The sequence below is a fragment of the Shewanella carassii genome (assembly GCF_002777975.1).
Lineage (GTDB): Bacteria > Pseudomonadota > Gammaproteobacteria > Enterobacterales > Shewanellaceae > Shewanella > Shewanella carassii.
This window is the reverse complement of sequence record NZ_NGVS01000033.1, coordinates 376527-400709: the sequence shown is the minus strand read 5'-3', so window position 1 is coordinate 400709 and position 24183 is coordinate 376527. Positions and strand designations below refer to the sequence as shown.

Below are 24183 nucleotides of genomic sequence, written 5' to 3'. Positions count from 1 at the left end.
CAGACACCAAGACAATAACTAAATGTGACACACATCACCGTTTTAAACTTTCATTCTCTTTCAGTAATATAAAGAGCAAGCCTCAATGTTAACCGTTTGAAACAAAAAAACACATCAACGAGATCACGCCTGAGTGATCGCTCTCTCAATTTTCCAGCTTTCGTGATATGGTTCTAATACAAGCATGATGTACCAGGTAGTTAAGTTACCCAAAAAAGCCCTTTGATAAATGTGAGCCATGCCATAAATTGCTTGCCATAATAACAAGACGAGGAAGTTGAAAATGTCTTTAGAACAAACGGAAAGCTTACCCCCTTCGCAGACAGAGAAGAGCACCCAACAACGTAACATGTTGATCTTGGTGGCAGATATTCTGCTGCTTTTTGTACTGCACAACTTTTTACCCTTTGAACCCGGAGTGAATACCGGCCTGTCTATTTTGGTATTTGCCGCAGTGCTCTGGCTTACCGAAGCCATTCACCTGAGTATCACAGCGATACTCATTCCGGTTTTGGCAGTGACTTTTGGTGTGTTTGAAACCAAAGCTGCCATGAGCAACTTTGCTAACCCAATTATCTATTTGTTTTTTGGTGGCTTTGTCTTGGCCGCTGCCCTGCACCATCAAAAAATCGATACCCTTATCGCCCAAAAAGTATTACTGGCTTCCAAAGGCAAACTCAGCATCGCCTGTATGATGCTGTTCGGGGTAACCGCATTGCTGTCTATGTGGATCAGCAACACGGCCACAGCGGCCATGATGTTGCCTCTGGCACTGGGGATCTTGCAGCAACTGGATAAAGAGAGCCAGCACAACACCTATGTCTTTATGCTGCTGGGTATCGCTTATTCGGCCAACATTGGTGGCATAGGTACTCTGGTAGGCAGTCCGCCAAACGCCATTGCCGCTGCCCAGGCCGGCTTGAGCTTCAGCGACTGGCTGGAGTTTGGCCTCTTGACCGTGGCTTTGATGTTGCCAACCATGCTTATCGCCCTGTATCTGTATTTCAAACCGGATCTGTCGGTGGAATGTAAGCTAGATATCGAAGATCAAAAACTGAATTTCCAAGGAAAACTGACTCTGTTTATCTTCCTGGCCACAGTTTGCTGCTGGATCTTCAGTAAGCCCCTGTCAGAGGCGCTCGGTGGTATCAGCCAGTTTGACACCATAGTCGCGCTTTCTGCAGTGGTTTTGCTGGCAGGGCTTGGCTTGGTTGGCTGGAAGAAGATAGAAAAAACCACCGATTGGGGGGTACTGATACTGTTCGGCGGTGGTCTGACCCTGAGTGCCGTACTGAAAGCCACGGGTACCAGCGTCTTCATGGCCCACTGGATGACGGACATCTTCGGCAGTACCCATATGTCGTTGTTCGTGTTCGCGGTCATTTTCTTTGTGGTGATGCTGACCGAGTTTGCCAGTAACACCGCCAGTGCCGCCCTGCTGGTACCTGTGTTTGCCGCTATCGCCGAAGCATTGGGGCTATCGCCCGTAATGCTGTCGGTGCTCATAGGTATTTCGGCATCCTGCGCCTTTATGCTGCCGGTGGCCACACCACCCAATGCCATTGTCTATGGTTCCGGTTATATCAAACAATCTGAAATGATGCGCGTAGGCTTAATCATCAACGTCATCAGTATGTTGGTGCTCTATATCATAGCTCACACCTTCTGGGGCATTTGATTCTCGCAAGCCCGAAAAACAAGGCGAGCCATGCTCGCCTTGTCTCTTTTAACTGATCACTGTCAGTGCCTGCTCCAGATCGGCTATCAGGTCATCCACATCCTCGAGCCCGGCCGATATTCGCAGCAAGCTGTCACTAATGCCGGCTTTAAGACGCGCCTCTTGGGTATAGGGTGAATGGGTCATGGACGCCGGGTGCTGAATGAGCGACTCACAATCCCCCAGACTCACAGCAATTTTGAACAGTGCCAGTCGATTGACAAAGGCCATGGACTGCTCCAAATCAGCCTTAAGCTCAAACGCCAACACCCCACCGGCCCTGCGCATCTGCGAGCCGATAAACTGATGGCCCGGATGGGAAACCAACCCGGGATAATGTACCTTGGCCACGGCTTGATGGGATTCGAGATACTGCGCCAGGCGCTCGGCGTTATCACAATGACGTTCGAGTCGCACCGAGAGGGTTTTCAGGCCTCGCAAAATCAACCAGGCATCGAAAGGCGATAGCACGGCGCCAATATCTTTTAGCTGTTGTTGCTTGATGGCCGTTATCGCCGCCTGTGAGCCACAGATGATACCGGCAATAACATCGCCGTGGCCATTGAGATACTTGGTGGCGCTGTGAACCACAAGATCGATTCCCAACTGCAGAGGCTGTTGCAGCAGCGGGGTCATAAAGGTGTTGTCCACTATGCTGGTCAGTTGATGGCGCTTGGCGATAGCAGCTATGGCACGGATATCATATACGGCCAGATGCGGATTCACCGGGGTTTCGCAAAAAATCACCCGAGTGTTGGGACGAATAGCCGCCTCGACCGCCGCGAGATCGGCAAAATCCACCAGAGAAACTTCAATACCGAAGCGGGCAAACTGCTCTGTCATCAATGAAAAAGTGCAACCATAGACGGCCGAGGAAGCCAACAGATGGTCGCCACAGCTCAAGTATGCCAGCAAGGCCGCCGATACCGCGCCCATGCCGGACGCGGCAGCAGCAGCGGCTTCAGCGCCTTCAAGCAGCGCCAGACGCCGCTCAAGCTCGGCAACTGTCGGGTTACCCAAGCGGGTGTAGATATAGCCCTCTTCTTCACCGGCAAAGCGGCGACCACCGCTTTGGGCGGTATCAAAACAGAAGGTGGCACTCTGATATAAAGGCGACACCAATGCCCCGGAAGGCTCGCCCGAGTGGTCGCCATGAATAGCCAGTGTGGCTGAGTGCAGTGCTTTTGGTTGCTTGTGTTGCATGCTTAACTCCCCATGTCAGTCCGACCATCCCTTATATTATTATTCGGCTTCTCGCCCGGGATGATTCAGTTGTCCCGGCACCAACATACTGAGTCAGCAAGACTTGCCCAAATCGGCAAGCAAAAATCATTACTCCTTGGTTGTAAAATCTTTGTTACGCTCTGATTTCCTCACCAGCACAGAAGCGGAAAAATCCTTCAGCTCCAACAGGAGTTCTTTGTGGATCCGCGACAGTTTGGGCTTGCTGGCACTGGAAAATGCCAGCGGCCGACAAAGCGCCATCGCCTGATAGCCAAGTCTCGCCGTCAACAAACCGCCCCCCAGTCCCTGACCGAGCCGCGCCGAAAGCTTGCCGGACATCTCTACCGACAGCAATTGGGTGCCCAAGTCGGTGGCAAGCTCTGTGGTGCCGGCATAGAGAATATTAACCAGGATCCCGCGGATCAGCCGAATACGGCTCCAATAACCCAGCTCTACCCCATAACAGCGGGCGATATCCTGGATCATCTTCTGATTACGCCAGAGGATCAGCGCCATATCCAGTACCGCCAGCGGGCTGGCCGCCAACAATAGGGCCGATTCGGCCGCATAACGGCGCACCAGCTTCATACCAACCTTGTCACGCTCGGTCAGCACTACCTGATCAAACAGCTGCAACTGCTCGGCGTCATTCTGCTCCGGATTCAGCAGCGACTGCAGCCTGTCCTGTTCCGGCCCCTTGGGCATCTGCTTGCAAATACCATAGATAAAATCGCGCGCTTCGCCCATCTGCATACTGCCGAGCAGGCGTTGCCCGGTTTGCTGGGTATCTTCCACCTGGCGCAGGCGTTTGAGTTTGCGCCATTCCCCGAAACAAAGCTTGCCTACCCAGGCCAGCACCAAAGCAAGCACCAGGCTGTAAAAACCAAACAGCCAAGGGCTGTCGCGCCAGGCATCGACAAGACCGAGCAGTGTCTGCACCACGACCGCCGCCATCACGCCCAACAAGGCCAAACGCGCCAACCAAGACCAGCGTTTGGGCTTGAGGGAGATGAGTTGATCCGCCTTGGGCTGTGCACTCAGCACTTGTTCCAGTTCGGCTTCTGTGGGGTATTCAACAAAACCATCGCCTTGGAAATCCTTGGCCGCGGCCAATTCGGCGGCGGATTCCGGCTGATGACTGAAAATTCTTTGCGGCGCCAACTCTGTGGTTAGCGCCTCATCAGCGTGACTGCCGTTGCCGGCAGCATTATCAACATGCTTTTCTGAACTGTGTTTTGCCACGACTTACCTCAACTTGTCGCCCAAAAGAAACTCCAGCAGATGATCGAGCCGGATATGTTCATAGCCTTGTTCAGGTTGGCTGTCGGGCGGCGCAAACTCACAGAAATGAAATCCCTGCCTTTGCCAGAACGCTTTTTCAGGCAAGGCTCTTGGCACCTCGCCCGGATACAGGGTCACCTTCTGACCATCGCTCATGCGCCGGCCACAGACCACTTCCACCTCCACGCCATCGGCATCTTTGACCATACCGTGACGAGTCGCCTTGATGGCGCTGATAGCCATGGTTTCCACCCGACTGCCGGCAAATCCGGCCTGCTGCCGACTGGGTGCCAACATGGCGCTGAGCAGTGACAACACATTGCCCTGCTGATCCCGGGTCACCTGATCGACTTTACTGGCGGCAAACAGCAGAGTATCTATTCGGGGAGCAAACAAACGTCGCAGCAAATTGGACTGCCCATACTGGAAGCTGGCGCTGATGGCATTGAGAGCTTCGGCCATATCTTCAAACTGCGCCTTGCCACGATTAAGGGCGCTGAAACAATCCACCAGAATTAACTGACGATCGAAACCGGCAAAATACTCCTGGTAGAAGGGCTTGACCACCTTGGCCAGATATTGCTGATATCTGTGCCTGAGCACCTGATAATTACTGCGACGTCCGGCCGATGCCAGTTGCTGCTTGTCTTTGAGTTGCTCAGGTAACAGGGGAAAAAAGGCCAAAAGTGGCGTACCGGCCAGCTCTCCGGGCAGCAACATTCTCCCCGGCTGTGCCTGATAAAACCCCTGTTGATGCACCAGATCCAGCAGTAGTAACCGATAACTTTCGGCAATGGCGGCCAGCGCCTGATCGTCGGCATCGGCGTACAAATCCAGCGTCGCCAGCGCCGCAGCAAATTTAGGGTAAAGAGGCGAGGATTCCAGGGTTGATTGCCGGGCAAAGCGGGTTTCAGACCAGCGGTTAAAGTCCTGGCTCAACATGGGCAAATCCAGCAACCACTCCCCGGGATAATCGACTATGTCCAGATGCAGCTTGGCGCTGTCGGCCAATTTTGCCAACATCCCTTTGGTAGGCACATATTTGAGCGTCAGCCGCAGCTCACTGATGCTGCGGGTCGATGCCGGCCAACAGGGCCTAGCCGCGGTCAAACTGGCAATCGCCGCATCAAAATCAAAACTGGCTATGGTCAAATCCGGCTGCAGCTCCCGCCTTACCCCGAGTAACCGTCCGTCGCGGCACACCTGAAATAGGGGTAAGCCCCTGCCATCAGGCTCGGTGCCTGCGCGCAACAGTCTATCCACCAGCGCGGTAATGAAGGCCGTCTTGCCGGCGCCGGAAAGGCCGGTAACCGCCAACCTAAGATGCCTGTCTGTGGTGCGCTGTGCCAACTCACGAGTTTTGTGTTTGAGTTTGCCGAACTCTTGCCTGACGCTTGCCATAATTCTCCTGATACAAACAAACGGGGCGGTAAGCACCGCCCCTTGAACAAGGATTTATAGGTTGTTGAACTGTCTTTTCAACTCGAATTGCTCAGAGGTGACATGTTGTTCGAGTGCCCTGAGCCTATGCTCCAGCGATTGAAAGCGATTGCTTACATCTCTGAGCGCTTGCCCGGCGGGCTCCCCGGCTTGCCAGACCTTTTTCTTGACCCCAATGTCCTTATGGGTGTCTTTGGCTGTCCAAGGTTTGACATCCAGTATCATCCACAGCAGCAGATAGGTGATAATCACCATTCCATAGCCACCGAGTAAAAGGATTGAAACTGTAGCGACCCGAACCAACCAAGGTTCCAGATTAAAGTACTCGGCTACCCCGGCACAGACCCCGGCTATCTTCCTTTGCTGGGGAATGCGGTAAAGAGTACGCTTGCCTGATTCAGTCATGACGTTGCCTCCATTCCGGGGACTCGGCATCCAGGATGGCTTCCAGTGTTTCAATCCTTTGGCCCATCTTGTCAGCTGTGTCTATCAAGTCGTTAAGCTGTTTGAACTCTGCCTCGGTAAGCCCCTGGCTCACCTGACGTTTACTGCGGTAATGCAGAATCAACCAGATTGGCGCCACAAAGATCATGAAGATAATCAGGGGTGCCAGCAGTAAGTCCATATCCATAAATCACCTCTGAGTCTGTATTATTTTTTGGTTTTGGCGCTATCGCCCTTCACCTTGGCCTTCAAGGCTTCCAGCTCGGCGCTGACAGAATCTTCGGCCTTGAGTGCCGCAAATTCCTCTTCCAGACTGGACTTCTTGCCACCCAGATCATAGGACTCAACTTCAGCCTCCAGCCCTTCGATGCGACGCTCATACTGTTCAAACTTGAGCATGGCATTGTCGATTTTGCTGGAATCCAGCTGCTTTTTCACTTCCAGGCGTGAAGAAGCGGTTTGCTTGCGCATTATGATGGTCTTCTGGCGAGCCTTGGCATCGGCCAGCTTTTCCTGCAGTTGACCCACTTCCTCTTTCAGGCGGGCGATATGCTCTTCAACTACCTCGAGCTCTTGCTCCAAAGTTTGCGCCAGCGCTGCGGCTTTTTGCTTTTCAACCAACGCGGCCTTGGCCAGATCTTCCCTGTCTTTGGTCAGTGCCAGCTCGGCCTTTTCCTGCCAATCCTGCACCTGAAGCTGCACTTTGCCAATACGGCGGAGCAACTCTTTCTTCTCTGCCAATACTTTAGCCGAAGTAGAACGTACTTCAACCAGGGTATCTTCCATTTCCTGAATGATCAGGCGCACCATTTTTTCCGGATCTTCCGCCTTGTCCAGCAAGGCACTGATGTTGGCATTAATGATGTCGGCAAAACGTGTGAAAATTCCCATAATCCTGTCCTCTACATTTATTGTGGGTCTCGGTTCTTGTAATACAGATCCCGTGCCAACTTTTAATTTATCAACATTATCAATGATATAATATAAAACTTAACTTTTACTTTATTTATTTAACCTACCCGCATATTATGATTTTCACCAATTATTAGCGTTTAAGACTAACTGTTATCGTGGCCAATCCCTATCAACAAGACAACCTTATCGGTCAATCCAATGCCCTGTTGGAGGTGTTGGAGCACGTTTCCCAAATCGCACCTCTGTCCAAACCTGTGCTTATCATAGGCGAGCGGGGGACGGGTAAAGAGCTGATAGCCGAACGTCTGCACTATCTTTCCCAGCGCTGGGATCAGAGTTTTATCAAACTCAATTGTTCCTCTCTAAGTGAAAATCTACTGGAAAGTGAACTGTTTGGCCATGAGTCCGGCGCATTTACCGGCGCCAAGGGGCGTCATGAAGGCCGCTTCGAGCGCGCCGACGGCGGCACCCTGTTTCTCGATGAACTGGCCAATACGTCCGGCCTCATTCAGGAGAAGCTGCTGCGGGTCATTGAATATGGTGAATATGAAAGGGTGGGCGGCAGCAAGACCCTCAATGCCGATGTCCGCCTAATCTGCGCCGCCAATGAAGACTTACCCAGTCTGGCGGAAGCTGGCGAGTTTCGAGCCGATCTGCTCGACCGTTTGGCGTTTGATGTGATCACCCTGCCGCCGCTGCGCTGCCGCCGGGAAGATATTCTGCCATTGGCCGAATACTTTGCCGTGGGGATGGCGCGTCAGCTCAAGCTGGAGCTGTTTACCGGTTTTGCCGCCGCAGCCGTGGCGACCATGATGGATCACAACTGGCCGGGTAATATTCGGGAGCTTAAAAATGCCATAGAGCGCAGCGTCTATCGCCATGGTCATAACCCCGAACCGATTGAGAACATAGTGCTCGACCCTTTTGCCTCGCCCTACCGACCCACCAAGCGGGTCAAGACTCATAATCGCCAGTTAGCGACTGCTGAAGAAGTTGACAATCAAGTCCTTGCCGGCAGTGCCGCCGCACCGACAAACGATAGTCCGGAACCTTCGGCAAACCAGATACAGTTCCCGGTGGACTTCAAACAGTGCTGTGAAGACTTCGAGACCGACCTGATTCAACGTGCGCTCAGTGCCAGCCAGTTCAATCAAAAGAAAACCGCCGAACTACTGGGACTTAGCTACCATCAGCTCAGAGGCATACTGAAAAAATACAATTTGCTCGATAAGGCATAAGCCGATTGCCCAGGTAACGGCTGCACTGCTAAAATGTTCGGTCAACATCTGAATAACTAACGATTTTGCAATGAATCTGCTGACGTTACGCCCCGGGCGAGTCTCTGATGCAATGGCGCAAGTCTCCAGGAGCAAGCTCTACGGAAGCCTTGCCACTGGGCGTTTATTCCGCTCATGCCGGCGCCTGACGCTGACCGGAAGCATACTGACCGGCCTGGCTCTGACAATGCTGCTTGGCGGCTGTGGTCAACAGAAAGTGCCGTCCGGCCTGGTATACTGCTCCGAGGGCAATCCCGAGTCGTTTAACCCGCAGCTGGTGACCTCGGGAACCACTATCGATGCCACCTCGCACCAGATTTACAGTCGTCTGGTGGATTATGATCCTGAGAGCGGCGATATCATCCCGGCACTGGCAACCGAGTGGCAAATAAGTGAAGACGGCCTCAGTTATGAGTTTGAGCTGCGCCAAGGCACCCAGTTTCACGATCTGCCCTACTTTCACCCCAGTCGGCATTTCAATGCGGATGATGTGCTGTTCAGCTTCAATCGCATCATAGACAAACAGCACCCTTTCCATGAGGTAGCTCAGGATGGTTATCCCTTCTTCCAAAGCATAGACCTTGCCGGGCTGATAAAATCCATCAGTAAACTGAGCGAATACCGAGTCAGGTTTGAACTCACCCAGCCCGATGCCTCATTCCTGTCCAACTTGGCCACCGACTTTGCGGTGATCCTCTCCAAAGAGTATGCCGATCAGCTTCTCGCCAAAGGCAGCCCACAACAGTTAGACAACCAGCCGGTAGGAACAGGCCCCTTCATGCTGGTGCAATACGTTAAGAATGAATATATCCGCTATCGGCGCCACCCCGGTTACTGGGGCAATATGCCGCAGTCTGAAATGCTGGTGTTCGATATCACACCGCGAAGCACCACCCGTCTGGCCAAGCTGATCACCGGTGATTGCAGCGTCTCGGCCTTGCCCAAGGCCGGTGAGTTACCGGTTATTGAACAGCATGACAACCTGGTTTTGGAGAGCCGCCCGGGAATGAACGTGGCCTATTGGGCCTTCAACACCCAAAAACCGCCGTTTAATGATGTCAGGGTCAGACGGGCGCTGGCCTACGCCATCGACAAACAAAATCTGCTCAGAGCGGTTTATCAGGATACGGCCATCGAGGCAACGGGGATTTTACCCCCCTCCTCCTGGGCCTATTCCGACTCGGCCAAGAGCTATGAATATGCTCCTGATAAAGCCAGGGCGCTGCTGGATGAAGCCGGTATAGATAAATTGGAACTGGATATCTGGGCTATGCCCGTGGCACGAATATACAACCCCAATGCGCTAAAGACCGCCGAGCTGATCCAGGCCGATTTAGCGACCATAGGTGTCAAGGTCAATATCGTCAACTACGATTGGAGTGTGTTCACTCAAAAACTGGCGCGCAGTGACTATGACTCTGTGCTTATCGGCTGGAACGCCGACAACAGCGATCCGGATAACTTCTTCACCCCCTTGCTCAGTTGTGGTTCCATCGCCTCCAACAACAACCGTTCCCGCTGGTGTAACCCCAAGTTTGACGCCCTGCTCAACCAAGCCAGAAGCGTGACAGACAGAGAAAGCCGCAGTTTGCTGTACCACCAGGCCGAGGCGATTTTGGCACAGGATATGCCGTTGGTGAGTCTGGCCCATGCCAAACGTATGGCGCTGAAAAATGCCAGCGTGACCGAAACCAGCCTGACGCCTTTCGGCGGTATCGCCTTTGCCAACATAGGCCACAGCAATAAAGCGGCTGTTGATGCCCCAACGCCACCCGCCAAGGAGCAAGAATGATGGCTGCTTACCTATTGCGCAGACTAAACCTCTTTGTCGCCACCTCTTTGTTGCTGATTGGTGTGCTCTTCTATGCCACCAGTTTGTTTCCGGTCGACCGTATCTACGCCCTGACCGGGATCCAGGCACCGAGTGATGCCCAAGAGGCGCAAATCATTGCCGATTATCATCTCGATGGCGGCTCTTTGGCCCAGTTTATGGGTTATTTGACCCAGAGGCTCAGCGGCGATCTGGGTATTTCGGTAACCTCTCAAAAACCGGTAATGGAAGAGCTGCTGGCAGTATTGCCGGCGTCTTTCGAACTGGCCACTGTATCCGGTTTGTTCGCCATCATTCTAGGGGTACCGCTGGGGGTGCTGGCCTCGTTGAGTAAGCAAAAGCTGACCCAAAACGCCATTATGGCCATGACACTGACAGGATATTCAATTCCGGTATTCTGGCTCGGGCTGTCACTGTCTCTCTGGTTCGGCGTCAGGCTGGGTTGGCTGCCGATATCCGGGCAGATAAACCTGCTCTATGAAATCAAGCCCGTGACCGGCTTTATGCTGATAGATACCCTGCTGTCAGATTCACAATATCGCTTATCTGCCTTTAAGGATGCCGCTCTGCATATCATTCTACCGGCGCTGACACTTTCTATACTGCCCTTTACCGTGGTAGTTCGCATTACCCGCTCGGCGATGATGAATGTGATGAACCAGACCTATATCCGCGCCGCCGAAGCCAGAGGCTTGCCAACCAGCAAAATTGTATTGCGTCATGCCCTGCCCAACGCCTTGATCCCCTTGCTCAAACACCTGGGATTAATGTTGGGGCCCTTTGCCAGCTATGGCATAGTGGTGGAAGTGATCTTCAGCTGGCCAGGTCTGGGGTCCTGGCTGGTATCTGGCATCTACCAACGGGATTACACTGTGATCCAGGGCGGTACGCTGGCGGTGGCGCTGCTGATTATCTTTCTGAGCATACTGATTGAAGTGCTGCACACGGCCAGCAACCCTATCAGCAGGAAGGAACTCTATGCCTCAAATTAAAACTTACCAGGAAGACAACATCCCGTCTCCCAGCCTCAAGCTTTGGCGTACCTTTGCCGCCAACCCCTTTGCGCTTGCCGGGCTTTGGGGCGTACTCTGCCTGCTATTGCTGACGCTGTTCGGGCCGATGATTGCCCCTTATCCAACCAATTTCCAGGATCCGAATGCCCTACTATTGCCCCCTTCTTGGGACGACCTCGGCACGGTTGAGCACTTTCTCGGCACTGATGATCTTGGCCGGGATATTTTTTCCCGCCTATTGCATGGTGCACGCTATACCTTCGGCATGGCACTGGCGATTGTCGCCACCGCGCTCTTGGTCGGTTTTATTATCGGTTCAATCTCAGGGATGATGCGCGGCCTCAAGTCGAGTATCCTCGGGCACCTGCTCGATGCCTTACTGTCGATTCCATCACTCTTGATGGCCATCTTGGTGGTGGCGGTAATGGGCCCCGGGCTGATGAACGTATTCTGGGCCGTGGGTATCGCACTCACGCCTCAGTTTGTGCGCGCCATACATCAGGCCGTGCATGAAGAGTTGCAGAAAGAATATGTCACCGCCGCCAAGTTGGATGGCGCCAATGGTCTGCAAATATTCTGGTTTGTGATTATGCCTAATGTCTGGGAAACTGTGATTATTCAAACCACGCTGGCAATATCTGCGGCCATTTTGGATATTGCCGCATTGGGATTTCTCAATCTCGGCGCTCAGGCGCCCAAATCTGAATGGGGCGCCATGGTTTTTCAGGGGCTGGATAACCTGCTGACCGCCCCCTGGACTGTGACTATTCCGGGAGCCGCTATCCTACTGAGTGTGTTGGCCGTCAACCTGGTCGGCGATGGACTGAGATCGGCGCTTGCGCCCATCAGAAACTGATTATGCCGTTACTCGATATACGAAATCTCACCATAGAGTTAGACACGCCCCAAGGGCGAGTCAAGGCGTTGGAAAAAGTTAGCCTGACTGTCAATGCCGGTGAAATCCATGGTCTGGTCGGTGAATCCGGCTCGGGCCGTTCTCTTATGGCGCGGGCCATTCTCGGAATTCCCGGCCCCAACTGGACTGTCACCGCCGATCGCATGATGTGGGATGGCCGTAACCTGATGGAAATGACCCATGCAGAACGCCGTAGTCTGATGGGCTCTGATATGTCGATGATATTTCAGGACCCCTCCGGCAGTTTCGACCCGGCGCTGACCGTGGGCAGTCAGTTGATCGAAGCCATGCCGCTAAACAAGCAAGTCCCGTTCTGGCGCCGCAGTAAAGAACGACGTCTTACAGCACAAAAATGGTTGCACAAGGTGGGCGTCAAAGAGCCGCGGCGTGTACTGGCCAGCTATGCTTGGGAGCTCTCCGAAGGCGAATGCCAAAAAGTGATGATCGCCATGGCACTGGCCAACCGTCCCAAGCTGCTGATCGCCGATGAACCCACGGCTTCGATGGAACCCAGCACCCAGGCGCAGATATTCCGCCTATTGACCCAGCTCAATCAGCTGCAGAACGTCGCCATCTTGCTGATCAGTCACGAGCTGGACACACTGTCGAACTGGTGTAACCGGCTGACGGTGCTCTACAGCGGTCAGGTGATGGAGTCCGGCCCCACCACTGAATTGCTTGAACAGCCTTATCATCCCTATACCAAGGCGATGCTGGACAACATGCCGGACTATTCTAATCCGGCCGCCCACAAAACATTGATGCCGACCCTTCCGGGCTCGGTGCCGGCGCTGCAACATCTGCCGATAGGCTGTCGCCTGGGGCCTCGCTGCCCGGAAGCCCGTAAACAATGTGTGGTGCAACCTCAGCTGAGCCATCATAAAGACAGATATTACGCCTGCCATTTCCCCTACCAGAGTGAGCCTATTGATGACGACTCCCTTGCTTAAAGTCACAGACCTGAGCAAACGCTATTTCAGCGGTTACAAGGGCTTTCGCCGCCAATATACAGAGGCCTTGGCGCCCATCTCGTTTGAGCTTAACAGCGGTGAAACGCTGGCCATTGCCGGTGAAGCCGGTTCGGGCAAGAGCACTCTGGCCCGTATTTTGGTCGGTGCCGAATGCCGCAGCGGCGGACAAATACTGTTCAATGGCGAGCCACTCGACAGCCATGATCTGAAACAGCGCTGCAGACTTATCCGGATGATATTCCAGGATCCCAACACCTCACTCAACCCAAGGCTGACCATAGGGGAGCTGCTCAATGAGCCGCTGAGGTTCAATACCCGGCTGTCGGCCCATGCCCGCAGCGAGCAGGTGGTTGAGACTTTGCGTAAAGTCGGCTTGCTGCCGGAACATGTGGAGTTTTACCCTCATATGATTTCCGAAGGACAGAAGCAGCGGGTAGCTGTGGCTCGGGCCTTAATGCTCAACCCGAGGATCATTATCGCCGATGAAGCCCTGACGGCCCTGGATCTCTCGGTGCGAGCCCAGATCCTCAACCTGCTGCTCAAGCTGCAAAAAGAGATGGGACTTTCCTATATATTTGTGTCCCACAATCTCAATGTTATTCGTCATGTCAGCGACAAGATCATGGTGCTACACAAGGGGGTGATGGTGGAAAAGGCCGCTACCGAGACCCTGTTTAATGATCCGCAGCATGAATACACCCAAAGGTTGCTGCAAGAGCAGGCACAATTGACCCGCAAGCGTTGAGAATGAGTCAAACTGCTCCAACCACTACCCTGTTGGCAGGCTTTTTGAAAAAATCAGTACCAATTCAAGTTGAAATACTTATCCTAATGACAGTTTTCGGAAGAAGAAGCTAAGACATGATTATTAAACCTAAAATTCGTGGTTTCATTTGTACCACTACTCATCCTCTGGGCTGTGAAGCCAACGTGCTGGAACAGATCAACACCACCAAAGCCAAAGGCAAGATAGCCAACGGCCCCAAGAAAGTACTGGTGGTAGGTTCTTCCAGTGGTTATGGTCTCTCCTCCCGTATTGCCGCCGCCTTTGGTTCCGACGCTGCCACTATCGGGGTCTTTTTTGAAAAGCCCGGCACTGAGACCAAACCAGGCACAGCCGGTTGGTACAACTCGGCGGCGTTTGACAAGTTTGCCAAGGCTGAAGGCCTGTATTCCAAGAGCATCAACTGTGATGCCTTCAGCCATGAAGCCAAAGCCAAGGTGATTGAGCTGATCAAGGCCGATCTGGGCCAGATAGACATGATAGTTTATTCACTGGCCTCACCCGTGCGTAAACTGCCTGACAGCGGCGAAGTGATCCGCTCTGCCCTCAAGCCTATCGGCGAGTCATATCGCTCTACAGCGGTAGACACCAACAAAGACACCATCATTGAAGCCTCGGTTGAACCGGCGACAGAGCAGGAAATCAACGACACTGTGACTGTGATGGGTGGTCAGGATTGGGAACTGTGGGTAGATGCCCTCGACAAGGCAGGTGTGCTGGCCGATGGCTGCAAGACAGTTGCTTACAGCTATATAGGTACAGAGCTGACCTGGCCTATCTACTGGCATGGTGCTTTGGGTAAAGCCAAGATGGATCTCGACCGCGCCGCCGGCGAACTGAACCAAAGACTGGCCGCCAAGGGTGGCAGTGCCAATGTCGCTGTGCTCAAGAGTGTGATCACTCAGGCCAGCTCGGCTATTCCGGTAATGCCACTGTATATCGCCATGGTATTCAAGAAGATGCGCGAAGAAGGCCTGCATGAAGGCTGCATGGAACAGATTTACCGTATGTTCAGTGAGCGCCTTTACAAGGCAGATGGCAGTAAACCAGAAGTAGATGATGCCAACCGCCTGCGCCTGGACGATTGGGAGCTGAGAGAAGATATCCAGCAGCATTGCCGCGATCTCTGGCCACAAATCACCACAGAAAACCTCAGTGAGCTGACCGACTACCGTGAGTACAAGGCCGAATTCCTCAAGCTGTTTGGCTTTGGTATCGAAGGCATAGACTACGAAACCGATGTTAATCCAGCCGTCGAATTTGATGTGATGGAGCTCTAAGCAAGCTTTGCCGAACACCAAGTGCTGCTGCATCCAAGCCGCAGCATTTAAACCTGGCGTTCAAAGCATTGACTCAATAAAAACGCCGCTTAATCGCGGCGTTTTTATTGGTATTTAACTCCCAGAGCAACGCGTCATATGTTAAACCGTGCTCTGTTGCAGAATTACTTCTTGCGCCAACTGGTACCCTGTGGGCCATCTTCCAGCACCACACCCAGCTCATTCAGTCTGTCGCGAGCAACGTCAGCCGCCGCCCAATCCTTCTCGGCGCGGGCACGGTTGCGCTCGGCAATAAGCGCTTCGATCTCAGCCACCTCATCATCGCTGCCCTCACCTTTGAAGAAGGCTTCAGGTGTAGAGCTGACAATTCCCAAAACATCGGCCAGTTGTTTCAGTGACACGCCAAGGGCCGAGGCGGCCGCCATATCCACGCCCTTGAGGCGGTTGATTTCACGCACCATCTCAAACAGCACAGAGTAGGCTTCGGGAGTATTGAAGTCATCATCCATCGCCGCCTTGAAGCGCTCAACATACTCTTCGGCAGGCGCGGCTGTAACACTCAGGTCAAGGTCTTTGAGCGCTGTGTAAATTCGCTCAAGCGCGGCTCTGGCCTGTTTGAGGTTGTCTTCCGAATAGTTCAGTTGACTGCGGTAGTGGCCGGACAACAGGAAGTAACGCACTGTTTCGGCATCATAATGCGCCAACACATCGCGAATGGTGAAGAAGTTACCCAGCGACTTGGACATCTTCTCTTTGTCGACCATCACCATGCCGGTATGCATCCAGTAGTTAACATAAGGCGTGTCATGAGCGCAGCAAGACTGGGCGATTTCATTTTCATGATGCGGGAACTGCAGATCGCTGCCGCCGCCATGGATATCGAAATGCAATCCCAGGTGTTTGCTGTTCATGGCAGAGCACTCAATGTGCCAACCGGGGCGACCCGGGCCCCAAGGTGAATCCCAGGTAGGTTCACCGGGCTTGGACATCTTCCACAGCACAAAGTCCATGGGATCGCGCTTGTGCTCGTCCACCTCGACCCGGGCACCGGCCTGCAACTGCTCCAGGTTCTGCCCGGAAAGTTTGCCGTATTCAGGGAAAGAAGCGACGCTGAACAGCACATCGCCATCATCGGCCACATAGGCGTGACCACGGGCAATCAGCGCCTCCACCATTTCGATAATCTCGGCAATATGCAGAGTCGCCCTTGGCTCCATATCGGGGCGCAGCATGTTCAGGGCATCAAAGTCTTGGTGCATCTGGCCGATGAGACGCTCGGTAAGGCTATCGCAGCTCTCGCCATTTTCATTGGCGCGCTTGATGATTTTGTCATCCACGTCAGTGATATTGCGCAGGAAGTTAACCTGGTAACCTGCGTAACGCAGGTAGCGTACTATCATGTCAAAGGAAACAAAGGTCCGGCCATGACCGATATGACACAAGTCGTATATGGTGACACCACACACATACATACCCACTTTACCTGGGTTAATCGGTTTAAATTCCTCTTTTTGGCGGCTCAGACTGTTGTATATCTTCAACATCGACTTTCTCTTCAACAATATAGGATTAGTGGGTAAAACGAATCTGGCAGTTTAGCATTGCCACAAGCTCTTGAATACTGCCCTTTATAGCCGGAGTCGGATAAGTTAGAATCCGCCAACAAAATTTATCCTGAGGATCTAATCATGATTACATTGCACACCAACCACGGCGACATCAAACTGGCGCTGGATAGTGAAAAAGCCCCTCTGACTGTGGCGAACTTCATCAAGTACGCTCAAGAAGGCTTCTATGATGGCACTATCTTCCACCGCGTTATCGATGGCTTTATGGTTCAGGGTGGCGGCTTTACCGAGCAGATGTCACAAAAACCTACCAATGCCCCTGTGCGTAACGAAGCCAACAATGGCCTGTCAAACAAGACAGGTACCATAGCCATGGCCCGCACTTCCGATCCTCACTCCGCCACCGCGCAGTTCTTTATCAACGTCAACGACAACACCTTCCTGGATTTCAAAAACGAGTCAATCCAAGGCTGGGGTTACTGTGTATTCGGTGAAGTGGTAGAAGGTATGGACGTGGTTAATGCCATCAAAGGCGTAAGCACTGGCAACCGCGGGATGCACCAGGATGTGCCTCTGGAAGCCGTGATCATCGAGAAAGTGACCATAGCTGACTGACAACTTCTGAATGCGCACTCTCTTTATCGGCGATCTGCACCTCAGTGCCGATCGCCAAGATATTCTCAACGCCTTCTATCACTTCCTCGATACCGGTCTTGAACAGGTCGACGCCCTCTATATTTTGGGGGATCTGTTTGAGGTTTGGGTCAGTGATGATCTGGCCGAGCCCTTTGCCCTGGCGCTGGCCGAGCGTCTCTATGAAGTCAGCCGCAGCCTGCCGGTGTACTTTATCCACGGCAACCGCGACTTTATGTTGGGGAAAGAATACGCCGCCAAAGCGGGGATAACCTTACTGCCTGAGGTGTATCGACTGGATCTCTATGGCCACAAGACAGTGCTGCTGCATGGCGACAGCCTCTGCACCCTGGACAAGGCCTACCAGCGTTTTCGGCGGTTTCGCAATATGGCATTACCCCGCTGGATATATCGCCATCTGCCGAAAAAGACCCGCAGCAATATTGCCGCCAAGCTCAGGCAAAACAGCCAGATGCAGAATCAGCTGAAAAGCATTGAGATAATGGATGTTGAGCCAAGTGCGGTTGATGAACTGTTTGCCAGTACGGACGCCGAGTTGATGATCCACGGTCACACCCATAGACCGGATATCCATCAATTAGCGGGAAATAAGCAGCGCTTGGTGGTGGGAGACTGGTATGAGCAGGGAAGTGTCTTGAGTATCAGCGCCGATAACGTAGCACTGACTAGCCTGCCTTTCATAGAGAAAAGCCCGCAGACCCGGCTGTAACTGAGCTTATTCGGTTCGGGTTTTATCTGTTTGGCTGTGTCGGCCCGTATTGAATCTGACCAGCCCTGATAACCGATAAAACCCTCCCAATCCAGCAGTTGCCGACACTGTCGGCATCTGCATTTACCTAGTATTGGCGCAACATCGAGTAGCTTAAAGCGGCGCGCCGCTGTGAAACCTGAATTCATCATCCGGCGCTAGAATAAGCTCGGCTTCCACCTTGGCAAAATAAGCCACTCTGGCGCTGATATCCTCGCCGGCAATCGCCTCGGCCAATGAAAGATAATCCTGATAGTGGCGCGCTTCAGAACGCAGCAGTGAAATATAGAAACGTTTAAGCTCATCATCGAGCCAAGGCGCCAGCTTGGCAAAACGTTCACAGGAGCGAGCCTCGATAAAGGCGCCCACTATGAGTTTATCTATCAGAGTCGCAGGCTCATGGGTGCGAACATGCTTCATCATCCCCTTGGCATAACGACCGGCGCGGATGTTGCTGTATGGGATATTGCGCGCCAACATCAGCTCCAGCACCTGTTCAAAGTGGTGGAACTCCTCTTTGATAAGGCGGATCATCTTGGCGATGAGCTCAAAGCCATGGGGGAACCCCGCCCTGGGTGTCAACTCACCAAGCAACTCGTTCTTCTTCACCTCTCTGGCCAGAAAAGCCGCCATATCCCTGTCGTTGTGATAAACAAACTCTTCGTAGGGCTTGGCCCAGGTTAGCAACTGCTCGCCACTTTGCTTGTCCACCGCATACTTGCGTACCAAAAACATTGCCGTCTGTGCCGCCTTAAGCTCACAATTACAGTGATCTATCAGCAATTCGGCCAGTCTATGCTCCTCTTTGGCAGCTGCTATCCAGCTGTCAGGGGTTTCACAGGCCAGGAATTCTTTTACAGGGGCGAGTAACTGCTGCATTGAGGTCAAGCTTCCACAAGAGTTTTCAAGGCCGCCAAGTCTACCAGCAAGCCAATGCTATGCCCACAACCTCTCGGAGCGCAAACTTGACGCCCCGCTGTTTTTGTTCAATAAATAAACGCAGAGCGGTAAAACGCTCGTCTGCAGTTTGGCGAGCAAAAGTCAAAGCGGAATAAGGATAATTATAATGGTATTGAATCACTTAATGGGATTGTATACCCATCCTAAACAGGAATGGCAAACCATAGAACAAAACCATGAGGCATTGAAAAGTTGTCTCAGTCACCTGCTACTCATTGCGCTCATCCCTTCTATCTGCAGTTATATCGCCGCTGTGCATATCGGCTGGAATCCTGGTGCCGGAGAACCCTTGTTTCTAACGGCTCAAAGCGGCTTCATCATGTGCGCCGGCATGTATTGCGGCCTGGTTTTCGGTGTGTTCGCCCTCGCCTACCTAGCCTATTGGATGGGACAAACTTTTGATGCCCATCCGGACTTTACCCAGTGCCTGGAACTGGCTTCCTACACTGCCACCCCACTGTTTATGGTGGGACTGGCGGCGCTTTACCCTGAACTCTGGTTTATTATGGTGATAGGCCTGATAGGTCTTAGCTACTCGGTATACCTGCTGTATACCGGGGTCCCTATCATAATGAACATTCCCGAGGAAAAAGGCTTTATCTATGCCAGCTCTGTGGTGACTGCAGGTTTAGTACTCCTGGTCGCTCTGATGGCCGGCAGCGTGATCCTCTGGAGCATGGGACTCGGCCCAATACTGCAATAGTAAGCGCTGACATGAAAAAGGCGCTCAATGAGCGCCTTTTCTATCTGTATCCTCGAAGCATTAAGCGAATGAATCTCTTAATGCCACTGTGCGGTTAAATACCAGCTTATCTGGGCTTGAGTCCTTGCTGTCAGCGCAGAAGTAACCTTCACGCTCAAACTGATAAGCCTTCTCGGCCTCAGCTTGTACCAAACCGGCTTCAACCAGACCATGCTTAACCACCAAAGATTCCGGGTTCAGCACTTCATCCACAGTTTCTGCCGCGGCCGGATTGGCATCGACAAACAGGCGATCATAGAGACGGAACTCGGCAGGCACAGCGCTGGTGGCTTCGACCCAGTGGATCACGCCCTTGACTTTGCGGCCATCGGCAGGGTTTTTACCCAGAGTCTCAGGGTCATAACTGCAGTAAATGGTGGTGACCTTACCGTCGGCATCCTTGTCGCAACGCTCGGCTTTGATCACATAGGCGTTGCGCAAACGCACCTCTTTGCCCATCACCAGACGCTTGTAGTGCTTGTTAGCTTCTTCACGGAAGTCGGCCGCATCGATATAAAGTTCACGGCCAAAGGCCAGCTCACGATTACCCAGCTCTTCCTTGTTGGGATGCACCGGCGCACTGACATGCTCCAACTGCCCTTCTGGATAGTTCTCAATGATCACCTTAACCGGGTCAATAACCGCCATGGCTCTCGGGGCATTGTCGTTGAGCTCTTCGCGAATGCAGGCTTCGAGCATACCCACTTCCACCAGGTTATCCTGTTTGGTCACGCCGATGCGATCACAGAACTCTCGGATGGAGGCCGGGGTGTAACCGCGGCGGCGCAGACCGGCGATAGTCGGCATGCGAGGATCATCCCAGCCATTGACCAACTGACGTACCACCAGCTCGTTGAGCTTACGCTTGGACATCAGGGTATATTCCAGATTCAGGCGTGAAAACTCATACTGACGGGTACGGTTGGGGATCTTGAAATCATCCAGATTATCCAGTACCCAGTCATAGAGGCGACGGTTATCCTGGAACTCCAGCGTACAAAGGCTGTGAGTGATATTTTCCAGCGCATCAGAGATACAATGGGTAAAGTCGTACATGGGATAGATGCACCACTTATCACCCGTCTGATGGTGATGAGCGAACTTGATCCGGTAGATCACCGGGTCGCGCATACACATGAAAGGTGATGCCATGTCTATCTTGGCCCGCAGTGAACACTCGCCTTCTTTAAACTCACCGGCGCGCATCTTTTCAAACAGCGCCAGGTTTTCTTCAACGCTGGTATCACGATAAGGGCTATTCTTGCCGGGCTCTTTCAGAGTGCCACGATACTCGCGCGTCTGCTCGCCATTGAGAAAACACACATAAGCCAGACCTTTTTTGATCAACTCAACGGCATAACCGTAGAGGCTATCAAAGTAGTCTGACGAGTAATGAATATCACCGGCCCACTGGAAGCCCAGCCATTGCACGTCCGCTTTAATGGAATTTACATAGTCAATGTTTTCTTTTTCCGGGTTGGTATCGTCAAAGCGCAGGTTGCACTGGCCCTGATAGTCCCTGGCAATACCGAAATTCAAGCAGATAGACTTAGCGTGGCCTATGTGCAGGAAGCCATTAGGCTCCGGTGGGAAACGGGTGTGCACATTGGTGTGCTTACCGCTCGCCAAATCTTCATCTATGATATTGCGAATGAAGTTACTTGGACGTACTTCGGTGTCCACATGACTCATGAAATTCCTCTTTGCGAACAATGGCTGTCTAACGAAAAGAGGCATGATCCTACAGATCATGCCCGGTTACAATCCTTCTAGAATAAAAACTGCGGCGCACTTCGTCAAACCCGGCGCCATGATCAAAAAAGCAGCCACAAGAGCTGCTTTTTTATCTGCAACCTTACTCGGTCACTATCTTAATGCCTGGAATAATCTCCTGGGTCTTGCGGCCTTTGCGCTTCAGCCACATATAGAAACCAATCAGGGCGAGGACAAAGAAGCTTATCCAGGCGCTGGACTGCAATGGATGCTCGGCAAAAGTCGCGCCTTGGTAGACCACAGTGGCGCTACCGTAAGCCAGAGCAAAGGTCCAGGTAGCGGCAAAGGTAGCCCAACGACTGCCAAACTCATTCACCAGTGCACCCATAGCGGCCACGCAAGGGGTATAGAGCAGAATAAACAACAGATAGGAGAAGGCCGCCAATTGTCCGCTGAATCCTGCCTGCAGCGCACCGAATGTAGACTTATCAACCCCCTGTTCTTCGGCAGCCAGGTTTTTATCTTCAACATGACCCACAGACAACTTAAGCGGATCTTCCATCACTATGCCGAACAGGTTAGCTGGAATGGTCGCCAGCGCCTCGGAGAAGCTGTCCATCAAAGGCGTAAGCTCGCCATCACCACTGGAGGTTGTGCTATACAGGCTATTGAGTGTGCCAACAACCGCTTCTTTGGCGAAGATCCCTGTCACTATCCCAACCGTAGCCGGCCAGTTATCTTCCTCTATCCCCATGGGCGAAAACACCGGGGTGATCTTCTGACTGGCGACACTGAGCAGCGACTCCTGGCTGTCTTCATGGCCAAAACTACCATCAACCCCTATGGCATTGATAAAGTTGAGCAGTGTTACTACCACAACAATGGTCTTGCCGGCGCCGAGAATAAAGCTCTTGGTGCGCTTACCTGTGCGGGAAGCCACCGCTTTAAGTTTGGGCATTTCATAGCTTGGCAGTTCCATCACCACGGCACTGCTGTTTCCTGGCAACAAGGTCTTGCGCAGCAGTAGGCCTGTGCCTATCGCCGCAACAATCCCGATGAGATAGAGACCGAATACTAGGTTCTGACCTGAATCAGGAAAAAAAGCCGCCGCAAACAAGGCATATACCGGTAGTCTGGCACCGCAGGACATAAAGGGCGCCATCATACCTGTGACGATACGTTCACGCTCACTGCCCAGTGTGCGGGTCGCCATGATGGCAGGCACTGAGCAGCCGAAACCGACAATCATGGGCACAAAGGCCTTGCCGGGCAGGCCGATGCGACGCATCAAACCGTCAACCACAAAGGCGGCTCGGGCCATATAGCCAGAGCCTTCCAGTACAGACAAAGCCAAAAACAGCGCCGCGATAACCGGAATAAAGGTCGATACCGTCTGGATCCCCTGACCTATACCACCGGCCAGCAGAGTCACCAACCAGGCTGGAGCGCCTATGTTAGCCAACCAAGCTCCGAAGTGATCAACAAACAGCGCGCCGACACTGATATCGAAGAAGTCGATAAAGGCACTGCCCACGTTGATGGCAAACATGAACATCAGGTACATCACCAGTAAAAATACCGGGATACCCAGCACAGGATGCAATACCAATTTATCGAGCTTATCACTCAGCGTCAGTTGGCCATCGGCATTGACCGAGCCCTTGTAAACGCACTCAACAAAGTCAAATCGAGTGGTGGCGACCATGATCTCTATGTCTTTGCCCTCAAGTGCCAGTTTATCTGTCACTCTGGAGACTTGTTCATCGAGTGAGTTGTTCTGGCAAGAACCACAGCCCAGACCATTGGCCAACATGGCCAAGGCACGGCCACGACTCAGTTGAGCGTCACTGCTCATAATCGCTGCCACGCCGGTTTCAATGGTGGCATCATACTGCAGCATCAAAGGCGACTCGGAAACCCGCCCTTCCAGCAGCGCTATCACTTGCTCCTTGACCCGCTCGACATCCTTGGCTTCTCTAGAAGTCACTCCTATCACAGGGCAACCCAGCTCACGGCTCATGGCTTGAATATCGACTCGAATGCCGCGCTTGACCGCCGCATCCATTTTGTTGAGCACCACAACCATGGGAATACCCAGCTCGCGTAGTTGTACCGTCAGGTACAAGTGACGCTCGATATTGGTGGCGTCCACCAGGTTGATAATGCCATCTACTTTCTGGTTGGCCAGATACTGCTGAGCAATCTGCTCATCTAGCGAGCAATCGCAATTGCTACCGGCGGGAAGCAGATCATAAATGCCGGGTAAATCGGTTAGAAATACGTCATCGCCGTTAAGCGAAAAATGGCCGGTCTTCTTTTCGACTGTCACCCCGGACCAATTGCCCACCTGTTGATTGGCACCTGTCAGGGCATTGAATAATGTCGACTTACCGGCATTAGGGTTGCCGACAGTGACGCAATGAAACTGCTTAGTCATTGGCCTTTTCCACCTCTATAATCTGTGCCAGGTCTTGACGCATGCACAACTTGCTGCCACGAATATCCAGCTCAAGGCCAGATCCCATAGGGGCCCTGCGGATCAAAGAAAAACGGGTATTTGGGGTGATCCCCATGGACAGGAGCTTGCGCTTAACCACTGCGGGCAGATCCAGGTGACCCACTTCGGAAATCATGGCGCGATCACCGGGTTTCAATTCACTTAACTTCATTGCCTCTACCACAGAAAACGGCATGTAAACATGCGG

General features: G+C 52.8%; 22 protein-coding genes. 11 read left to right on the top strand and 11 right to left on the bottom strand.

The features are described 5' to 3' along the window. Positions 1-283: 283 nt before the first annotated feature. The gene (locus CBE72_RS17955) at positions 284-1678 is read left to right on the top strand and encodes a DASS family sodium-coupled anion symporter (protein ID WP_100145506.1); all 1395 of its coding nucleotides are present in this window, start codon (positions 284-286) and stop codon (positions 1676-1678) included. Positions 1679-1726: 48 nt separating this feature from the next. On the opposite strand, the gene CBE72_RS17950 is transcribed toward CBE72_RS17955, so the two are convergent. The 6 genes from CBE72_RS17950 to pspA all read right to left on the bottom strand — a co-directional run bounded on the left by CBE72_RS17950 (position 1727) and on the right by pspA (position 6997). Further along, on the bottom strand, positions 1727-2920 hold the full coding sequence (locus CBE72_RS17950) for a trans-sulfuration enzyme family protein (RefSeq protein ID WP_100145504.1): 1194 nt from the start codon (positions 2918-2920) through the stop codon (positions 1727-1729). Between the two features lie 129 nt (positions 2921-3049). Beyond that, positions 3050-4183, bottom strand: a complete 1134-nt coding sequence (locus CBE72_RS17945) for a TIGR01620 family protein (protein WP_100145502.1) — start codon at positions 4181-4183, stop codon at positions 3050-3052. A gap of 3 nt (positions 4184-4186) precedes the next feature. Further along, on the bottom strand, positions 4187-5623 hold the full coding sequence (locus CBE72_RS17940; RefSeq protein ID WP_100145500.1) for a YcjX family GTP-binding protein: 1437 nt from the start codon (positions 5621-5623) through the stop codon (positions 4187-4189). Positions 5624-5677: 54 nt separating this feature from the next. After that, on the bottom strand, positions 5678-6067 hold the full coding sequence (pspC, locus tag CBE72_RS17935) for an envelope stress response membrane protein PspC (protein ID WP_100145498.1): 390 nt from the start codon (positions 6065-6067) through the stop codon (positions 5678-5680). Further along, on the bottom strand, positions 6060-6293 hold the full coding sequence (pspB, locus tag CBE72_RS17930) for an envelope stress response membrane protein PspB (RefSeq protein ID WP_025011223.1): 234 nt from the start codon (positions 6291-6293) through the stop codon (positions 6060-6062). The genes pspC and pspB overlap by 8 nt, the downstream gene beginning before the upstream one ends. 20 nt (positions 6294-6313) lie before the next feature. Beyond that, entirely contained in the window at positions 6314-6997 is a 684-nt protein-coding gene (gene pspA, locus CBE72_RS17925; protein WP_039033897.1) for a phage shock protein PspA, read from the bottom strand. A 179-nt stretch (positions 6998-7176) separates the two neighbouring features. On the opposite strand from pspA, the gene pspF reads away from it, so the two are divergent. From pspF to fabV, 7 genes are all read left to right on the top strand, one after another. After that, positions 7177-8259: a phage shock protein operon transcriptional activator gene (gene pspF, locus CBE72_RS17920; protein ID WP_100145496.1), complete on the top strand. Its 1083-nt coding sequence runs from the start codon at positions 7177-7179 to the stop codon at positions 8257-8259. A 226-nt stretch (positions 8260-8485) separates the two neighbouring features. Then, positions 8486-10090: an ABC transporter substrate-binding protein gene (locus CBE72_RS17915; protein ID WP_229671960.1), complete on the top strand. Its 1605-nt coding sequence runs from the start codon at positions 8486-8488 to the stop codon at positions 10088-10090. Continuing rightward, complete coding sequence (locus CBE72_RS17910; protein WP_100145810.1) at positions 10090-11121, top strand: ABC transporter permease; 1032 nt, start codon at positions 10090-10092, stop codon at positions 11119-11121. The genes CBE72_RS17915 and CBE72_RS17910 overlap by 1 nt, the downstream gene beginning before the upstream one ends. Next, positions 11108-11998 (top strand): ABC transporter permease subunit, encoded by an 891-nt coding sequence (locus CBE72_RS17905; protein WP_100145492.1) that lies wholly within the window; start codon positions 11108-11110, stop codon positions 11996-11998. Before CBE72_RS17910 ends, CBE72_RS17905 begins: the two co-directional genes overlap by 14 nt. Positions 11999-12000: 2 nt before the next feature. Continuing rightward, positions 12001-13008 carry a peptide ABC transporter ATP-binding protein gene (locus CBE72_RS17900; RefSeq protein ID WP_100145490.1) on the top strand — a complete coding sequence of 336 codons (1008 nt, stop codon included), beginning with the start codon at positions 12001-12003 and terminating at the stop codon, positions 13006-13008. Beyond that, positions 12989-13774 (top strand): peptide ABC transporter ATP-binding protein, encoded by a 786-nt coding sequence (locus CBE72_RS17895; protein WP_100145488.1) that lies wholly within the window; start codon positions 12989-12991, stop codon positions 13772-13774. Before CBE72_RS17900 ends, CBE72_RS17895 begins: the two co-directional genes overlap by 20 nt. 116 nt (positions 13775-13890) lie before the next feature. Continuing rightward, positions 13891-15093 (top strand): enoyl-ACP reductase FabV, encoded by a 1203-nt coding sequence (gene fabV, locus CBE72_RS17890; RefSeq protein WP_100145486.1) that lies wholly within the window; start codon positions 13891-13893, stop codon positions 15091-15093. A 164-nt stretch (positions 15094-15257) separates the two neighbouring features. Here the strand turns inward: fabV and cysS are convergent, their stop codons facing one another. After that, positions 15258-16637 carry a cysteine--tRNA ligase gene (cysS, locus tag CBE72_RS17885; protein WP_100145484.1) on the bottom strand — a complete coding sequence of 460 codons (1380 nt, stop codon included), beginning with the start codon at positions 16635-16637 and terminating at the stop codon, positions 15258-15260. A 144-nt stretch (positions 16638-16781) separates the two neighbouring features. Between cysS and CBE72_RS17880 the strand changes: the two genes are divergently transcribed. Together CBE72_RS17880 and CBE72_RS17875 are read left to right on the top strand one after the other, a co-directional pair. After that, entirely contained in the window at positions 16782-17276 is a 495-nt protein-coding gene (locus tag CBE72_RS17880) for a peptidylprolyl isomerase (RefSeq protein WP_100145482.1), read from the top strand. 10 nt (positions 17277-17286) lie between these two features. Beyond that, positions 17287-18024, top strand: a complete 738-nt coding sequence (locus CBE72_RS17875; protein ID WP_100145480.1) for a UDP-2,3-diacylglucosamine diphosphatase — start codon at positions 17287-17289, stop codon at positions 18022-18024. Positions 18025-18177: 153 nt separating this feature from the next. On the opposite strand, the gene miaE is transcribed toward CBE72_RS17875, so the two are convergent. Beyond that, positions 18178-18942: a tRNA isopentenyl-2-thiomethyl-A-37 hydroxylase MiaE gene (gene miaE, locus CBE72_RS17870; protein WP_100145478.1), complete on the bottom strand. Its 765-nt coding sequence runs from the start codon at positions 18940-18942 to the stop codon at positions 18178-18180. Positions 18943-19129: 187 nt separating this feature from the next. Here miaE and CBE72_RS17865 point away from each other — a divergent pair, with 187 nt between their 5' ends. After that, positions 19130-19726 (top strand): Yip1 family protein, encoded by a 597-nt coding sequence (locus CBE72_RS17865; protein ID WP_100145476.1) that lies wholly within the window; start codon positions 19130-19132, stop codon positions 19724-19726. Between the two features lie 60 nt (positions 19727-19786). On the opposite strand, the gene glnS is transcribed toward CBE72_RS17865, so the two are convergent. From glnS to CBE72_RS17850, 3 genes are all read right to left on the bottom strand, one after another. Beyond that, positions 19787-21457, bottom strand: a complete 1671-nt coding sequence (gene glnS / locus CBE72_RS17860) for a glutamine--tRNA ligase (protein WP_100145474.1) — start codon at positions 21455-21457, stop codon at positions 19787-19789. A 163-nt stretch (positions 21458-21620) separates the two neighbouring features. Beyond that, the gene (gene feoB / locus CBE72_RS17855; protein WP_100145472.1) at positions 21621-23915 is read right to left on the bottom strand and encodes a Fe(2+) transporter permease subunit FeoB; all 2295 of its coding nucleotides are present in this window, start codon (positions 23913-23915) and stop codon (positions 21621-21623) included. Beyond that, positions 23908-24147 carry a FeoA family protein gene (locus CBE72_RS17850; RefSeq protein WP_039033911.1) on the bottom strand — a complete coding sequence of 80 codons (240 nt, stop codon included), beginning with the start codon at positions 24145-24147 and terminating at the stop codon, positions 23908-23910. Before CBE72_RS17850 ends, feoB begins: the two co-directional genes overlap by 8 nt. Positions 24148-24183 lie beyond the last annotated feature (36 nt).

Excerpts from the sequence above, each read along its gene's own strand:
- CBE72_RS17940 (WP_100145500.1), bottom strand. The coding sequence starts at position 5,623 with ATGGCAAGCGTCAGGCAAGAGTTCGGCAAACTCAAACACAAAACTCGT.
- CBE72_RS17955 (WP_100145506.1), top strand. The coding sequence starts at position 284 with ATGTCTTTAGAACAAACGGAAAGCTTACCCCCTTCGCAGACAGAGAAG.
- CBE72_RS17865 (WP_100145476.1), top strand. The coding sequence starts at position 19,130 with ATGGTATTGAATCACTTAATGGGATTGTATACCCATCCTAAACAGGAA.
- miaE (WP_100145478.1), bottom strand. The coding sequence starts at position 18,942 with ATGCAGCAGTTACTCGCCCCTGTAAAAGAATTCCTGGCCTGTGAAACC.
- cysS (WP_100145484.1), bottom strand. The coding sequence starts at position 16,637 with ATGTTGAAGATATACAACAGTCTGAGCCGCCAAAAAGAGGAATTTAAA.
- CBE72_RS17915 (WP_229671960.1), top strand. The coding sequence starts at position 8,486 with ATGCTGCTTGGCGGCTGTGGTCAACAGAAAGTGCCGTCCGGCCTGGTA.
- CBE72_RS17950 (WP_100145504.1), bottom strand. The coding sequence starts at position 2,920 with ATGCAACACAAGCAACCAAAAGCACTGCACTCAGCCACACTGGCTATT.
- pspC (WP_100145498.1), bottom strand. The coding sequence starts at position 6,067 with ATGACTGAATCAGGCAAGCGTACTCTTTACCGCATTCCCCAGCAAAGG.
- pspB (WP_025011223.1), bottom strand. The coding sequence starts at position 6,293 with ATGGATATGGACTTACTGCTGGCACCCCTGATTATCTTCATGATCTTT.
- CBE72_RS17900 (WP_100145490.1), top strand. The coding sequence starts at position 12,001 with ATGCCGTTACTCGATATACGAAATCTCACCATAGAGTTAGACACGCCC.
- CBE72_RS17875 (WP_100145480.1), top strand. The coding sequence starts at position 17,287 with ATGCGCACTCTCTTTATCGGCGATCTGCACCTCAGTGCCGATCGCCAA.
- pspA (WP_039033897.1), bottom strand. The coding sequence starts at position 6,997 with ATGGGAATTTTCACACGTTTTGCCGACATCATTAATGCCAACATCAGT.
- CBE72_RS17905 (WP_100145492.1), top strand. The coding sequence starts at position 11,108 with ATGCCTCAAATTAAAACTTACCAGGAAGACAACATCCCGTCTCCCAGC.
- CBE72_RS17895 (WP_100145488.1), top strand. The coding sequence starts at position 12,989 with ATGACGACTCCCTTGCTTAAAGTCACAGACCTGAGCAAACGCTATTTC.
- CBE72_RS17850 (WP_039033911.1), bottom strand. The coding sequence starts at position 24,147 with ATGAAGTTAAGTGAATTGAAACCCGGTGATCGCGCCATGATTTCCGAA.
- feoB (WP_100145472.1), bottom strand. The coding sequence starts at position 23,915 with ATGACTAAGCAGTTTCATTGCGTCACTGTCGGCAACCCTAATGCCGGT.
- CBE72_RS17910 (WP_100145810.1), top strand. The coding sequence starts at position 10,090 with ATGGCTGCTTACCTATTGCGCAGACTAAACCTCTTTGTCGCCACCTCT.
- fabV (WP_100145486.1), top strand. The coding sequence starts at position 13,891 with ATGATTATTAAACCTAAAATTCGTGGTTTCATTTGTACCACTACTCAT.
- glnS (WP_100145474.1), bottom strand. The coding sequence starts at position 21,457 with ATGAGTCATGTGGACACCGAAGTACGTCCAAGTAACTTCATTCGCAAT.
- CBE72_RS17880 (WP_100145482.1), top strand. The coding sequence starts at position 16,782 with ATGATTACATTGCACACCAACCACGGCGACATCAAACTGGCGCTGGAT.